The sequence below is a fragment of the Devosia sp. Root685 genome (assembly GCF_001427875.1).
Taxonomy (GTDB): domain Bacteria; phylum Pseudomonadota; class Alphaproteobacteria; order Rhizobiales; family Devosiaceae; genus Devosia.
This window is the reverse complement of the sequence record NZ_LMHK01000001.1, coordinates 759045-774796: the sequence shown is the minus strand read 5'-3', so window position 1 is coordinate 774796 and position 15752 is coordinate 759045. Positions and strand designations below refer to the sequence as shown.

The 15752-nt window shown below is 60.4% G+C and carries 12 protein-coding genes and 1 tRNA gene; 7 read left to right on the top strand and 6 right to left on the bottom strand.

Annotated features, from left to right (window positions below):
• Positions 1-2: 2 nt before the first annotated feature.
• A complete protein-coding gene (locus ASD83_RS03700; RefSeq protein WP_056308050.1) occupies positions 3-839 on the top strand; it encodes an MBL fold metallo-hydrolase in 837 nt (278 codons plus the stop codon).
• A gap of 171 nt (positions 840-1010) precedes the next feature.
• Here the strand turns inward: ASD83_RS03700 and parE are convergent, their stop codons facing one another.
• Positions 1011-3035: a DNA topoisomerase IV subunit B gene (parE, locus tag ASD83_RS03695; RefSeq protein ID WP_056308048.1), complete on the bottom strand. Its 2025-nt coding sequence runs from the start codon at positions 3033-3035 to the stop codon at positions 1011-1013.
• 210 nt (positions 3036-3245) lie between these two features.
• On the opposite strand from parE, the gene ASD83_RS03690 reads away from it, so the two are divergent.
• Complete coding sequence (locus tag ASD83_RS03690) at positions 3246-3563, top strand: hypothetical protein (RefSeq protein ID WP_056308045.1); 318 nt, start codon at positions 3246-3248, stop codon at positions 3561-3563.
• Positions 3564-4138: 575 nt separating this feature from the next.
• A complete protein-coding gene (locus ASD83_RS03685; RefSeq protein ID WP_056308043.1) occupies positions 4139-5656 on the top strand; it encodes an ATP-binding cassette domain-containing protein in 1518 nt (505 codons plus the stop codon).
• A gap of 138 nt (positions 5657-5794) precedes the next feature.
• Here the strand turns inward: ASD83_RS03685 and ASD83_RS03680 are convergent, their stop codons facing one another.
• From ASD83_RS03680 to ASD83_RS03665, 4 genes are all read right to left on the bottom strand, one after another.
• Entirely contained in the window at positions 5795-6997 is a 1203-nt protein-coding gene (locus ASD83_RS03680) for a GGDEF domain-containing protein (protein WP_056308041.1), read from the bottom strand.
• Positions 6998-7146: 149 nt separating this feature from the next.
• A complete protein-coding gene (tig, locus tag ASD83_RS03675) occupies positions 7147-8526 on the bottom strand; it encodes a trigger factor (protein ID WP_056308039.1) in 1380 nt (459 codons plus the stop codon).
• Between the two features lie 45 nt (positions 8527-8571).
• Positions 8572-8656, bottom strand: a tRNA-Leu gene (locus tag ASD83_RS03670).
• A 139-nt stretch (positions 8657-8795) separates the two neighbouring features.
• Positions 8796-9155, bottom strand: coding sequence for a nuclear transport factor 2 family protein (locus ASD83_RS03665; protein WP_210168342.1), 360 nt, complete (start codon positions 9153-9155; stop codon positions 8796-8798).
• Between the two features lie 363 nt (positions 9156-9518).
• On the opposite strand from ASD83_RS03665, the gene ASD83_RS03660 reads away from it, so the two are divergent.
• Complete coding sequence (locus ASD83_RS03660) at positions 9519-9857, top strand: P-II family nitrogen regulator (protein ID WP_035079039.1); 339 nt, start codon at positions 9519-9521, stop codon at positions 9855-9857.
• Positions 9858-9910: 53 nt separating this feature from the next.
• Positions 9911-11320, top strand: a complete 1410-nt coding sequence (gene glnA, locus ASD83_RS03655) for a type I glutamate--ammonia ligase (RefSeq protein ID WP_056308038.1) — start codon at positions 9911-9913, stop codon at positions 11318-11320.
• A 156-nt stretch (positions 11321-11476) separates the two neighbouring features.
• Here the strand turns inward: glnA and ASD83_RS03650 are convergent, their stop codons facing one another.
• A complete protein-coding gene (locus tag ASD83_RS03650; protein ID WP_056308036.1) occupies positions 11477-12559 on the bottom strand; it encodes a MerR family transcriptional regulator in 1083 nt (360 codons plus the stop codon).
• Positions 12560-12723: 164 nt separating this feature from the next.
• Here ASD83_RS03650 and ASD83_RS03645 point away from each other — a divergent pair, with 164 nt between their 5' ends.
• Positions 12724-13803, top strand: coding sequence for a hypothetical protein (locus tag ASD83_RS03645; protein WP_200946447.1), 1080 nt, complete (start codon positions 12724-12726; stop codon positions 13801-13803).
• A 364-nt stretch (positions 13804-14167) separates the two neighbouring features.
• Positions 14168-15637 (top strand): bifunctional ADP-dependent NAD(P)H-hydrate dehydratase/NAD(P)H-hydrate epimerase, encoded by a 1470-nt coding sequence (locus tag ASD83_RS03640; protein ID WP_056308031.1) that lies wholly within the window; start codon positions 14168-14170, stop codon positions 15635-15637.
• Positions 15638-15752: the final 115 nt, after the last annotated feature.

Below are 15752 nucleotides of genomic sequence, written 5' to 3'. Positions count from 1 at the left end.
CGATGGCCGCACCCGACCGGATCATCGCGACAATCCTCGGTTGTGGCTCCTCCGGCGGCGTCCCGCGCATCGGCAATGATTGGGGAATCTGCGATCCGCACAATCCCCGAAACCGCCGCCGCCGCTGCGCTCTCCTCATCGAAGGCTGGACGCAAGGCATTGAACAACCAACACGAATCCTGATCGACACCGGCGTCGATCTGCGCGAACAGCTCCTCGACGCAAGGGTCGATCGCGTCGATGCGGTGCTCTACACCCACGAGCACGCCGACCACACCCACGGCATCGACGACCTCCGCGTCCTCGCCCTCCACAATCGCCGCCGCGTCGATGTCTACTTCACAGCCGAATGCGGCGCGCGCCTCAACGAAGCCTTCGGCTACTGCTTCACGACGCCCCCCGGCAGTGCCTATCCGCCCATCCTCAACGCCCACATTATCGAAGCCGGCCAGCTACTTAAGGTAGATGGCCCCGGCGGCACGCTGGAAGTCCAGTCCTTCCTGCAAAACCACGGCGACATCGACTCCCTCGGCTTCAAGATCGCCCGCACCGCCTATTGCTGCGACCTCTCCGGCTTCCCCGCCAGCGCCGAACCCCACCTCGCCGATCTCGACATCTGGATCATCGACGCCCTCCGCCAGACCCCGCACCCTAGCCACCTCAGCCTGCCCGAAACTCTAGAGCTGATAGAGCGTTACCGTCCTCACCAGGCCGTGCTGACGGACATGCACATCGACCTCGACTACGCCCAGACAGACGCCAGCACCCCGGCGAATGTGACTCCGGCCTTCGATGGCATGCAGATCGATGTGTTGAACGGCCGGATTCTGAACCGGTAGGTTATTACCTGCCACCCCAGTAGCCCTCATGGTGAGGTGGGAGGCGTAGCCGACCCTCGAACCACGAGGGCGTGCTCCAATGCTTCAGTGCCACGCCCTCGTGGTTCGAGGCTTTGCCAAGGCAAAGCACCTCACCATGAGGACTACTGGGATGGCCGCGATTGACAGATCTCAGACGTCCAGATCCATCACAAACTCCGCATTTTCCTGAATAAATTCAAACCGCGCCTCGGGCTTGGTTCCCATCAGTCGATCAACCGTCGTCTTGGTCGCCTGATGGTCATCCAGAATTTTTACCTGCAACAGCGTGCGGCTCTTGGGCGACATCGTCGTCTCGCGCAGATGCGCATAGGGCATTTCGCCAAGGCCTTTGAAGCGGGTGATGTCGGCCTTGCTCTTGCCGGTGAATTCCGTCGCCATCAACTCGGTCTTGTGCGCGTCGTCGCGCGCATAAAGCGTCTTGCCGCCCTGGCTGATGCGATAGAGCGGGGGCAGGGCAAGGTAGAGGTGACCGTTCTCGATCAGCCGCGGCATTTCCTGGAAAAAGAAGGTGATCAAGAGCGAGGCAATATGCGCCCCGTCCACGTCGGCGTCGGTCATGACGATGATCTTGTCGTAACGCAGATCATCCTCGGTGTAGCGATCGCGCGTACCACATCCAAGCGCTTGAATAAGATCAGAAATCAGCTGGCTCGCCGCCATCTTCTCGCGGCTGGCCCCCGCCACATTGAGAATCTTGCCACGCAGTGGGAGCACCGCCTGGTTGGAGCGATTACGCGCTTGCTTGGCCGATCCACCTGCCGAGTCACCTTCGACGATGAACAGTTCCGCGCCCTGCGCTGCGTTCTGCGTACAGTCGGCGAGCTTGCCCGGCAGGCGCAGTTTTCGCGTCGCGCTGGCGCGATCGATCTCTTTTTCCTTGCGGCGGCGCAGCCGCTCTTCCGCGCGTTCCACGGCCCAATCGAGCAGCTTGCCCGCCTGCAGCGGCGAGGAGCCGAGCCAGTGATCGAACGCATCGCGCAATGCATTCTCGACGATGCGCGTCGCTTCACCGGAGGCCAGCTTGTCTTTGGTCTGCCCAACGAATTCCGGCTCGCGCACGAAAACCGACAGCATGGCATTGCAGTGCCCGAGCACATCCTCCGCCGTCAGGTTCGCCGCCGCCTTGTTCTTGGTCAGCTCGGCATAGTTCTTGAGCCCGCGCAGCAGCACCAGCCGCAGCCCGGCCTCGTGCGTACCGCCATCGGGCGTCGGCACGGTGTTGCAATAGGAGGAAACGCTGCCGTCCTCGATGGTCCAGGCCACAGCCCATTCCACCGATCCATGGCTGCCCGGCCGCCCGGTTTTGCCGGCAAAAATATCGTCGACAATGCGCGTTTCGCCCTCGATCCGCGCGGTCATGAAATCCTTCAAACCGTCGGGATAGTGGAACACCGCCTTGGCCGGAACCTCGTCGCTGGCAAGGCTCTCGTCGCAGCTCCAGCGCAGTTCGACGCCGCCAAACAGATAAGCCTTGGCCCGCGTCATCCGGAAAATGCGGCCCGGCGAAAAGTGCGCCGTCGGCCCAAAAATCTCCGGATCCGGGTGAAAACGTGTCGTCGTCCCGCGCCGGTTCTGCACCCGGCCAATATTCTCGACATCGGTGACAACCTTGCCGCGCGAAAACACGATTCGGTGCAACTGCTGGTCGCGCGCCACTTCCACGATCATGTCGTCGGAAAGCGCATTGACCACCGACACGCCAACGCCATGGAGACCACCTGAAGTCTCATAGGCCTTGGAATCGAACTTGCCGCCGGCGTGCAAAATCGTGTGCACGATTTCCAGCGTCGACCGCCCCGGAAATTTCGGATGCTTCTCGACCGGAATACCGCGGCCATTGTCGGTGACAGTCAGATAGCCGTCGGCGCCCAGATGCACTTCGATGCGCGTGGCGTGGCCGGCAATGGCCTCGTCCATGGAATTGTCGATCACCTCGGCGAAGAGGTGGTGATAGGCGTTCGAATCCGTGCCGCCGATATACATACCCGGCCGACGCCGAACCGGCTCAAGCCCCTCAAGCACCTCGATATCGGCTGCGCTATAGCTGCCCGCCGTCGCCGGCGCAGAGGCCTTGGCCGCGGTCTTTTCCTTTGCCGGCTTAGGGTCTTGCGGCTTGGGCTCGGCCCCGCCGCCAAAGAGATCGTCTGCTTGCATGCAACAGGATTTCCAACAGGTCGATTCGAATCAGGCTGGTAGACTATGTAGCATATCGTAGACCGCCATCCGGACGCCGGTTTGCCGCGGTTTTTCCCCCGAAACCGGCCGAAATGAACGGTAAATGAACACGCGATTGGTAAGGGGTTCAGGAGCCAAAGCGCACCATACCCGTTTGGTGGGCAAGATCGGTCGAAATGGAGCACTGTCATGGTCAAGAAAATTTTCGCTGCCGCGATGCTGTCGGCGCTGGCGCTTGCCCCGATGCCGGCCTCGGCGCAGGTCAACTTTGGTTTTCACTTCGGCGATGAGCCGCGCGATTTCTATCCCCAGCTGCCCATCTGCCTGACGGATCATCAGATCCGCGAAGCAATCGCCCGTCGCGGCTACACCAATATCTCGCTCAACGTCGCCAATGAAAAACGCATTCAGGTGCGCGCCACGCAGGATGGCTGGGTCTATCTCATAGACTTCGATTTCTGCGCCGATCGCATCCGTGGCCAGAAGGCTCTTCGTCCGGCCGGCTGATCGGCGCGCGATCGGTAAAACCGCGTTTCAACTTGAGGCGGTGCGTTTACTCCTCGTTTGCTTCTTGAAAGCACTTTCTTAAGTGCGCGCTGTTAGCGTTCGGGCATACGGTTTTGTATGGAGTTGCCGTATGCGAACCCGAAATGGGCCCAGTATTGCGTATTTAGTGCCCCATTTCGGTTCATCTGCTGCCGTTTGGCCAAGAGCCGGATTTTTGAGTATTGCGTACCGGCTGGCTCAACTGCACGTCCCGCGTTTGGGGGCGACCTTGCTTGCGAGCCTTGTTTTCTATCTCGCCTGACGCTTGCTTTCATGCGCCCGCTGAATTAGGTCTGTCTCGTCATCCAACACGAAACGGGGAGGGATGCATGACCGTTTTTATTCATCATCGCCAACGTGGCCCCGTTTACGCCCTGTGGCTCAAGCTGCAGGGCTGACCAGCGCGGTTCGGACGATATTTCTGTCATTGATCCTTCTGGTTTGCCCGTCACGGCATTCTGACTTCGGTTTGGAATGCATATTGATGGACTAGGCGCGCGTTAAGACGCAGCGCCATCCCCCAGAAAGACTACAAGATGGCAAATCTCAGCCTCCGCAATGCCGGCCTCCGTTCCGGCCAGGTCCTCTTCTCCAATCTTTCCCTCTCGCTTTCCGATGGCGACCGTGTCGGTCTCGTCGCCGCCAATGGCCGTGGCAAAACCACGCTGCTGCGCGCCTTCGTGGGCGAGGCCGAACTCAGCGAAGGCGAACTCTCCCGCTCCCGCGGCCTGACCATCGGCTATGTGCCGCAGGATGTGCCGGCAGCTTCCCTTGCCATCCCCCTGCGCGATTTCGTCGAAGAGGCTCTGCCTGTTGCCGACCGCGAAAGCGAAGGCTGGCGCGCCGACGTAGCGCTCGATGAACTCGGCTTTCCGCTCGATCTCATGCAAAAACCCATCGGTCAGTTGAGCGGCGGCTGGCAGCGCCTGGCGCTGATCGCCCGCGGCTGGGTCACCCAGCCCGATCTGCTGCTGCTCGACGAGCCCACCAATCACCTCGATCTCGGCCGCATTCTGGCGCTCGAAAACTGGATGGCGGCGCTGCCGCGCCAAACCATCGTCATCATGGCCAGCCACGATCGGCAATTCCTCGATAGCGTCACCAACCGCACGCTGTTCCTCCGCCCCGATCAGTCACATTTCTTCCCGATCGCCTATAGCACCGCCCGCAACGCCCTTGAAGAGGCCGACGAGGCGGCCGAGCAACAGCGCCACCGCGATCTCAAGGAAGTCGCGCAACTGCGTAAACAGGCGGCCAAACTCACCAATATCGGCATCAATTCGGGCAGCGATCTGCTCACCGTCAAATCCAAGCAGCTTCGCGAACGGGCCGAAAAGATCGAAAATCAGGTCGTTTCCGTCCATCGCGAAAAGACCGGCAAGGTCATGCTGGGCAATTCCGGTGCCGAAGCACGCGTCATGCTCGCCTTCGAAAATATGGCCGTGGCGACGCCCGATGGCCGTCCGCTCTTTTCCATCGATAAGCTGCATGTTTTCCAGGGCGATCGCGTCGTGCTGCTCGGGCGCAACGGCACCGGCAAATCCCAGCTTATGCGCAAAGTCGCTGCGGCGCTCGGAGGCGCGGCCGTAGATGGTTTGCGCCTCAGCCCGCAGATTGTCCCCGGCTATCTCGATCAGGCCCTCGATTGGCTACCGCTCAAGCAGACGCCACTCGACTTCATCGTTTCGCGCTACAACGAGGGCGACCGCCGCAGCATCAGTCTTCTGGCCGGCGCCGGCTTTGAGCCCGATCGGCAGGATAAGCCTATCCGCGCCCTTTCCCTCGGCCAACGGGCGCGCCTCGCCCTTTTGGCGCTGCGGCTACAGCGGCCGAATTTCTACCTTTTGGACGAGCCGACCAACCATCTCGATATTCCCGGTCAGGAACAGCTCGAGCTTGATATCGCCGAACACGGCGCGACCTGTCTCCTCGTCTCCCACGACCGCGCTTTCCTGCGCGGCGTCGGCACGCGCTTCCTCCAGATCATCGGCAAGCGGCTGCGCGAGGTCGAAGGGCCGGAATCTTTCTTCGCGGAGATGGCGGAAGCGCCTTAGTTCACCCCAGTAGCCCCCATGGTGAGGCGCTTTGCAGAGCAAAGCCTCGAACCACGGGGGCATGCCCCGACGCATTAGCGCCCCTCACCATGAGAACGACTGAACGGCCCCATTTCCAAAACGGGCGCCCACCGCGCCTCAAGCCTGATCCTGTGTTTGCAATCTGCTTCCCGCCGCGAGGTGCAGGCGAACAGGGGTCATCACCGCCTGATCCTTGCCCTCGCTCTTGGCCCGGTAAAGCGCCTGGTCTGCCAGTGTCATCATGTCGGACAGGCTCTCGTGGCTATAGCTCAGGTGAAGGCCGATGCTGAGCGTGACGGGGTAGTCGCTCGGCAGCCCCGTGATTGGCGTCTGCGCCAACGCGGCCCGAATCTTGCGGGCGATGCCCTGCAGCTCTACCCGGTCGATGTCGTTGTAATAGAGCGCAAATTCCTCGCCGCCCGTGCGCGCCGCCAAAACCGCCTCGCCATGCTTGGCCAATGTCCGCGCCACAGCCACGATCACCACATCGCCGACCTTGTGACCAAAGGTGTCGTTGACCTTCTTGAAGTCGTCGATATCGGCCACGAGCATGGCGGGCTGGCGGGAATTGGCGAAATCCCGGACCACTGCCTCGTCTCCCATGGTTTCGAAGCCACGCCGGTTGAGAAGGCCGGTCAGATAGTCGCGATCCGCCTGACCTTTCAGGTGGTCAACGATATCGAGGCCAATGGCGACGATGAAAAGCGTCGCGACGATAAGGGCCATGATGGGCGTAAACGCCCTGATCGATGTCCAATAGTCGGATGCTGTGAACCCGCCTGCGCTCTCGATATCGAGCAGCCCGGTCAGAACCAGTGTGGGACGAAGAATGGCAATGAAGAATGCCAGTGCAATGCCCGCGGCGAACAGATTGTCGGGGAGGGTCCTGTCCTTTTGGCGAACCAGGCCGACAAAGGTGATGCTGGTCACTCCCGCGAAAATCGCCGACGTGATCAGGATGCGCGCCAAGATGGAAGGCTCGACCAGCAAATACCAGGTAAAGGGCAGGGCGCCCGAAACGATGACCGCCAGAAAGAGCAGGGTGGGCGGCGACTGGTTCTTGCGCAAAAACGTGCTGCTGCACGCCAGGGTTATCGTGGCGACATAAAGAATGTTTGCGCCGACATTGATCCCCTCGGGCCAGACGAGGATATGGAAGTCGTAAAAGATAAATCCGAGACCAAGGCAGAGGAAACCCGCGGACAGCACCGGCAGGTGCTTATAGTCCCGCCATCGTAGCCAGATAAGCGCGAAGCCGAGCGAAAACAGCAGCGCGACGATCGGGTTGACGAGTGCAAAGAAGAACTGGCCGTGCACCATCGCCTAGGTTCCAAATGTGTTCTGCATCCCGTAGCGAAGTCTATTCGCCCCGATGCAATAACAGGTTAACCGTGCAGTGCCGCCGACTGGCCAAAAAGAAAGGGCCGCCCGAAGGCGGCCCTACTAAACCATGAGTCGCATCGCGCGACTTAGTGATGATGCTCGTCCGGCACGTCGTTCTCGTCGGCCTGAATGAGCTTGGCCAGCTCGTCGCGCGACATTTTCTTTTCGGTCAGTTCGGCCAGATCGGCGACATAGTCGACAACCTTGTTCTCGAAAACCGGAGCGCGGAGGCTGGCGAGGGCCTGAGCGTTCTTGCGGTAGTAGTCGTAGACCTGCTGTTCCTGGCCGGGGAAGCGGCGGATTTCAGCGAGCAGAGCCTGCTGGTGCTCGTCGTCGGTCACCTGGACTTCGTTCTGGTTGCCGATTTCGGCAACGACGAGACCCAGACGCACGCGGCGCTCGGCGATACGCTGATACTGATCCTTGGCTTCGGCTTCGGTCGTGCCTTCGTCTTCAAAGGAACGGCCGTGGCCTTCAACTTCATGCTGGACGCGCTGCCAGATGGTGTTGAATTCGGCTTCGACCAGCTGGGCCGGAACGTCGAACTTGTGGCCTTCGTCGAGCGCGTCGAGAATCTGGCGCTTGACGTGCTGCTTGCTCATGGAGGCGAGTGCCGCTTCCATCTGCTCTTTCACGGCCGTACGGAGGCCGGCGACGTCTTCAACGCCGAGGCGCTTGGCGAATTCGTCGTCGAGCTCGCCCTGGTTCGGGCCGTCGACATGCAGGATCGTGACGTCGAAGGTTGCTTCCTTGCCGGCGAGTTCGGCCTGGCCGTAGTCGGCGGGGAAGGTGACCTTGATGGTGCGGGTTTCGTCCTTCTTCTGGCCGACGAGCTGTTCTTCGAAGCCAGGAATAAACTCGCCCGAACCAACGGTCAGGTGAGCATGATCGGACTTGCCGCCGGGGAATTCAACGCCGTCGATCTTGCCCACGAAGGAAAGGCCGAGACGATCGCCCTGTTCGACAACGGCGCCGTCGCCCTTGTCGGTGAAGCCGCGGTTCTGCGCGAACACGCGGTTCACTTCAGCGTCGATTTCTTCTTCGGTGACTTCAACGACCGGCTTGTTCAGCTTGAGGCCCTTGAGCTCCATCAGCGCAACCGGCGGAAGAATCTCATATTCGACTTCGAATGCCAGGTCGGCCTTGCCGTCGAGCACTTCGTTGATCAGCGTCTGGTCCTGCGGCAGGTCAACCTTGGGCTGGGCTGCGGCGCGTTCCTTGCGCTCGTCGAGCGTGTCGGACACGGTCGAGTTGATCGCGTCGGTCATCACTTCGGACATGGCCGAGCGGCCATAGACCTTCTTGAGGTGGGCGGTCGGAACCTTGCCCGGGCGGAAGCCCTTGATGCTGGCCTGGCCCTTGAGTTCTGCGAGCTTGGCATCGAGGCGCGACGCGAGGTCAGCAGCCGGAATAGTGACGCTGAGCTTGCGCTTCAGGCCTTCGTTGAGGGTCTCAGTTACCTGCATTGGGGTTTATCCCGTATTGTTCATCACATTCGGCCGAGGCCGCTATGGTGCGGGTGAGAGGACTCGAACCTCCACGCCTTGCGGCGCTGGAACCTAAATCCAGTGCGTCTACCAATTCCGCCACACCCGCAAGGGTCCCCGTCGGCCGGGTTGGCGTTGCATCTATATGAAGTGTCGAGGGCAGTCAAAGCCTAACGCATGTCTCCCACGGGTCCGCCTGATGTGGAGCGAAGATCCGCGAAATCGGCGCTGGTCGACCGGCGCCCGCCTTAGTTGGCCGATTTTGCCGGCAGGAAGAACACCTGGGCGATAAGGCCGTCTTCGACGACGAAAATCACCGATGTTTCCACCGGCTCCGGCCCGAGGCCATGGATCAGTTCGTGGTCGATGACCTTGTTGCCGATCACCATGCGATTCAGCACCTTTGCGTGCAGTCCCTCATGCACGAAGCGGTTCGTGGCGTAGAACTCGCTCATTGCTGCCTTGCCATCGATGGTCAGGGCCATATCGGGCAGGCGATAGCAACGGACCGTCTCGGCAAAGGCCGTCAGGAAAAGGTCGAGATTTCTCTCATTGTAAGCGGCCAGTTGCAGCTCGACGCATTCCAGTGGTGTCATTTTGGTCAACATGCTCCTTCGCCGGAGCGCGATAGCAAATCCGGATCGGAAATGACAGGCAGGCATGCGTACCGGCGATATGCTCGCAGCGGGCTAAATGTCGCGCCGCCGCATCGGTCGCGCCTGACCGCGAGCATATGGTGAGATTTTGGTCAGCTATGGCGCAAGGAATGCCCGAAAGCAGCAATTGTCTGCATAAAAAATATGCAGCAAGCGCGAAAAACGATCAATCGTGCTATCGTGACCGCCCGACCATACCCCGCCCGGCTTTGCCAAGTCCATGCAACGGTTAATGTTTTCCATGCTTTGGCACGCTGGCATGGCCCGTGCATACAGGTTGGCGGTAACGGCCTAAGACGCTCAGTGGAGGCACAGTTGAAAAAAATCGAGGCTATCGTAAAGCCCTTTAAGCTCGACGAAGTCAAAGAGGCACTGCAGGAAGTTGGCCTGCAGGGCATCACCGTGACCGAGGCCAAAGGCTTTGGCCGCCAGAAGGGGCACACGGAGCTCTATCGTGGCGCGGAATATGTCGTCGATTTCCTTCCCAAGGTGAAGGTCGAGGTGGTTTGCCCCGACGAACTCGCCGAAAAGGCGATCGAGGCGATCCGCAATGCCGCGCAAACCGGCCGCATCGGCGATGGCAAGATTTTCGTTTATTCGATCGAACAAGCCATCCGTATCCGTACCGGCGAATTCGGCGACGACGCGCTCTAAGCGTCGCGCCATAAATCCAGCAACAAAGCAGTTCGTTTACAGGGGAAGACCTGATGACTACCGGAGCAGACATTATCCAGCGCATGAAAGACGAGAACATCAAGTATCTCGACGTGCGTTTCACCGACCTGCGCGGCAAGCTGCAGCACGTCACGATGGATGCGTCCGTCGTCGACGCCGATATGTTTGAAGATGGCGTGATGTTCGACGGTTCCTCGATTGCTGGCTGGAAGGCCATCAACGAGTCCGACATGGTGCTGATGCCCGATCCGAACTCGGCCTATATCGACCCGTTCTTCGCCGCCTCGACCCTCGCCATCAACTGCGACATTCTCGAGCCGGCAACCTACCAGCCCTACAACCGCGATCCCCGTTCGATCGCCAAGAAGGCTGAAGCGCTCGTCAAGTCGACCGGTGTCGGCGACACCGTCGTCTTCGGTCCCGAGCCCGAATTCTTCATTTTCGACGACGTGAAGTACTCGACCACCACCTACAAGGTCGGTTTCCAGGTCGATTCTTCCGAACTCCCGACCAACAACGATGCCGACTACGAATCCGGCAACAATGGTCACCACATCGGCATCAAGAAGGGCTACTTCCCGGTTCCTCCGCTTGATAGCGCGCAGGACATGCGCGGCGAAATGCTCGAAGCCATGGGCCAGATGGGCGTCATCATCGAGAAGCACCACCACGAAGTGGCTTCCGCCCAGCACGAGCTTGGCCTCAAGTACAAGCAGATGATCGCCTCGGCCGACGACGTGCTGATCTACAAGTATGCCGTCCAGCAGGTTGCCAATGCCTATGGCAAGACCGCAACCTTCCTGCCCAAGCCCGTCTATGGCGACAATGGCTCGGGCATGCACTGCCACATGTCGATCTGGAAGGACGGCAAGCCGCTCTTCGCTGGTGACCAGTATGCTGGCCTCTCGATGGAATGCCTCTGGTACATCGGCGGCGTCATCAAGCATGCCAAGGCGATCAACGCCTTCACCAACCCGACCACCAACTCCTACAAGCGTCTGGTGCCCGGTTTCGAAGCTCCGGTTCTCCTGGCCTATTCGGCCCGTAACCGTTCGGCTTCCTGCCGTATCCCCTTCGGCCAGTCCCCCAAGGCGAAGCGCGTCGAAGTTCGCTTCCCCGATCCGCTGGCCAACCCGTACCTGGCCTACACCGCGCTGCTGATGGCCGGCCTCGACGGCATCAAGAACAAGATCCACCCCGGCGAGCCGATGGACAAGGATCTCTATGAGCTGCCCAAGGACGAACTCAAGGAAATCCCGACCGTTTCCGGCTCGCTCCGCGAAGCGCTGGAAAACCTCGACAAGAACCGCGACTTCCTCAAGGTCGGCGGCGTCATGGACGACGATTTCATCGATGCCTACATCGAACTGAAGATGCAGGAAGTCCTCCGCGTCGAAATGACCCCGCATCCGGTCGAATACGAAATGTACTACTCGGCCTAAGCGCCTGAGGAGCGAAAAGAAAAGGGCCCTCCGGGGCCCTTTTTATTTGCGGTGCTGGTAACATCCGAAATGCGACGAGCCGGCTCCCGCGCGCCGCACCCTACGGCAACCTCGGCGTCCCGCAGGCGATAACGACTACCTTGCAGCTCATAGCTGTTACGGAGTCGGTCTGAAAAAGAGCCCTTCAACTTTGCCGTCAGCCCCTAGAAAGAAGCTCCACTCCATATTGGTGTTGGTGAAACAAACTTCATAGACGTCCCAACCGGCCTGTGAGACGCCCTTGAAGGATATGTCGATCAGGTCGCCCGCTCTTGCCAGTTCAGCCAGAACGATCTCGCTTTGTTGACGGGCAAGCGCGGCCAGGGCCGGGGCCATGCCGTCATAGTCCGGTTCACCTCGAACATGCTCGGCAACAATGCGCTGGATAATGGCCTTGCTGTTTGCAAAGGGAACCTTGTCATGGATGCGGGCAAGAAGTTCCTCTTCGGCTCCCCTGGCGGTTTGGGGATCAACCCGACCAGCTGGGATTTCTACGCCGTTTTGGTGGTGTGTGAGGCTATTGACCAAACCATCCGCGTCGCGAGCGAAGGTCACCTGTACAGGCAGCGCCTTCATGAAAAACTCAGTCTCGCTTTCTGGGAATATCTCGATGTCCGATTGACCCACCACCCTAGTAAAAAGTCGTCCATCTTTAGCGGTGACGATGTAATATGGGCCGTCCTTCAGCTGATAGCAGCCGGCGTAATCTTCGTAGACGGAGTGATCGACCGGCACTTCGGTGCGCGGTCGGTTCTGTTCATATCGCCGCCAAGCTACCGCGTCTTCGGTGGGTTCTACCATACTACTCTCCTTCGCCAGGTTCGTGAGATCTATGAGCGTGAGGGGCGCGCCCCCGGCAAGCTTGTCTTGAAGCGCTCCAATCATCGCGAGGCCGCGATGTGCCCGTTTAAGAACGCCTTCTAAAGCTTCCCGTTGAATGGCGAGCGTCCGTCCCAGGTCCGTTGACTTTCCATCTAGAAGGTCGGCGATACGCGACAGGCTGAGGCCAAGCGCTTTCAAAGCCAGTATTTCGTTGAGCCGTGCCAGCTCGTTAGCACCGTAGACACGCCAGTCCTTCCCGGTGCGGGGCGGACTGATCAGGCCATGTCGTTCGTAAATGCGCAGGGTCCGGACACTCAAGCCCGTGCGCCGAGCGCATTCAGATGCTGTCAGTCGAATTTCTGAACGACGCTCATCCATCTCAAACTCCCTTCCTGGTCGTTGTAAGGTATGACCTAAGGTTCGGCTCAAGGGTAATTTTGGCCTTAGCGTGAGATATAATTCTGAATGACGCCACGGCGGCTAATGGGGCGAAACATCAGAGCAGCGAAGCGACCGCAATGGGGTCGAGAACTGCCATAGTCATGCGTCCTCGCAGCAGCACTACGCCCGATGCGGTTGCTTGCCCCGGACTTGGGCCATCCCAAGAAGCAGTCATTGACTTGTCGGCGACCGCGATGCTGTTCTCGCCCGGCATACCAGCGGGGACAGTCATGACATTTGAAGCCGCACTCGCCAATCACGACCGCGAAGCTCTCATTGCGTGTCCCAAAAGCGAACTTCATACGCATGCAACCCTCGGTGGAAGCCGCAGCTTTGTCCGTGAGAGGACGGGCATCGACGTTGTTCCGCTCGATCGCGTTTTGGCCTCCATGGACGAGATGCACGAATGGGTAAGTGCCAATCGGATCGGCGAGGCCTTTCCTGGCGCCGCCGGACGAATGCTGGCCCTCGAAGCAACATTCGTGCAGGCCAAAGATGACGGCGTTACGCGCCTTGAAGCCGGGGAAGATGTTTGGGCACTGACCCTTTGGAATGGGGACGCCCTGGCACTCACGGAGGCCATGCGGGAAATCCACGAGCGCGTGGCACCTGAAATCGAATGGATCGCCCAACTGGGACTATCTCGGCATTGCCCGATCGACGCCCTCATAAGTTGGACTGAGCCGTTGCTGGAGGCAGGCTCCTATCGAAGTATCGACCTCTATGCAGACGAACTGGCTCAACCCATCGGTGTGTTCAAGCCCATCTATAGAGCGGCCCTCGCAAAAGGCCTTCGGCTCAAGGCTCATGTGGGAGAATGGGGAACCGCGGACGACGTTTGGCAGGCGGTCGAAGAATTGGGGCTCGATGAAGTGCAGCATGGCATTGCAGCAGCGGAATCGCCCGCGGTCATGCGCTTCCTCGCGGACCATCAAATTCGGCTCAACATCTGTCCGACGTCCAACGTCATGCTTGGCCGGGTCGATAGCATCGCGAACCATCCAATTAGGGCACTTTACGACGCCGGCGTCATCGTCACGGTCAACACCGATGACGTCCTCGTGTTTGGCTCCAGTGTGTCCGAGGAATACATCCGGCTCTACAAGGCCGGCGTCTTCTCCGTCGCCGAGTTGAACCAGATCAGGCTGAATGGCTTGACGGATCCGGTCGTCGCGCGATGAAGGCCTTGCGCCTCATTTCGGCCAACGGCCACACCAAATCTACACCGCTTATCCATCTTATCCCCGCCCCCAAGATCTCATGCGATTATCTCCCCATTCCGCCAGTCACGCGGCCCCTACGCAGGGCCGGGCGGTAGCGCCTGAACCGGACCCGCCACAAACTCCGGATCCGTGACGGGCGGCCTTTGGTTCGCTCTACAATAGTTCGGAAGAATCAATGGCCGCCCGTTACTCGTGTCTCCGTGAGGCCCAAAAGGCCGGGCGGCGTTTTTCGTCGTCTATTCGCGCGCCGCGCCGTTTCTTTGTCCAATTTTCGGTCCAACCGGCTAAAAGACAAAGAGCACTGACTCGCAGCGAGGCACTCATGGCCCATACCGATGCCCTTCTCACGCCTCAGGAAATGGCCCTGGCCGATCGTTTCGCCATTGAGGGCGGCGTCCGGTCCTTCCGCCTGATGGAGGCCGCCGGCAAAGCGGTGGCCGAGGCCATTATCGAGCGCTACTACCAGCGCTCCGTGCTCGTCCTTTGTGGTACGGGCAACAATGGTGGCGATGGATTCATCGTCGCCCGCCTGTTGCAGCAGCGCGGCTGGCCGGTGCAGGTGCGGCTTCTCGGCGAACGCGAGGCCCTCCGCGGTGATGCGCTCGTGGCCGCCGAACAATGGACCGGCCGCATCGATGCGCCGAACAAAAAGGACATCGAGGACGCCGATCTTGTCGTCGATGCCATTCTCGGCGCCGGGCTTGATCGTGATGTCGAGGGCGCCATCGCCGACATCATCACCACGGTCAACAATTCGACCCTTCCGGTCGTCAGCGTCGATGTGCCCAGCGGCATCGACGGCGCCAGCGGTGCCGTGCGTGGCATCGCCATGATCGCCGATATGACCATCACCTTTTTCCGGCTGAAACCCGGCCATGTACTGTTGCCCGGCCGCCAGCATTGCGGCGAAGTGGTTCTTGCCGATATCGGCATTCCGGACTCGGTTCTCGACCGCATCAGCCCAAAAGCCTGGCAGAACACGCGCGAGCTCTGGGCCATGCCCCAGTCCATGGCCGACGGCCACAAATATGATCGTGGCCACGTCATCGTCGTCTCCGGCAGCGAGTTTGAAACCGGCGGCGCCCGCCTCGCCGCACACGGCGCCTTTCGCGTCGGGGCAGGGGTCGTATCCCTCGCAGGCGAAACATCGGCGTTACGCGTTCACGCTGCTCACGTAACAGCCATCATGCTCAAGCCAGCCGAAAATGCCGGCGAACTCACCGATCTTCTCGGCGACAAGCGGGTGAATTCCGTCGTCCTCGGCCCCGCCGCCGGCATCGGCCAGGCGACGCGAGACAAGGTGCTGGCGACGCTTGCCTCCGGCGCTGCCACCGTGCTCGACGCCGACGGCATCACGAGTTTTGCCAGCGAGAGCGAAACCCTCTTCGCTGCCATCAAGGCCAATGCCGATCGGCCCGTCGTGCTCACCCCCCACGAGGGCGAATTCCTGCGCCTTTTCGGCAATGTGCCCGGCGGCAAGCTCGAACGCGCCCGCGCCGCCGCCCAGCATTCTGGTGCCATTATCCTGCTCAAGGGCAGCGACACCGTCATCGCCGCGCCTGATGGCCGCGCCGCGATCAATGCCAATGCCCCCAACTGGCTCGGCACTGCCGGATCCGGCGATGTGCTCGCCGGCATCATCGGGGGCCTCCTGGCCCAGGGCATGAGCGGCTTTGACGCCGCCTGTGCCGGCGCCTGGCTCCACGCCGAAGCCGCCAATCGCTTCGGCGGACCGGGCATGATCAGCGAAGATATTCCACCACTCCTGCCCGGCGTCTTGGCGGCGCTTTAGGACTGATCGCCATTCAGCTCAGGCTGAGGCGAAAATGGCGGTTCTCGAGAAGTGATGAGCGCCTTGGCAAAGGTCCAGTGGACCTTTGCCGCGAAGAACGCCCGGAGAGCTACGC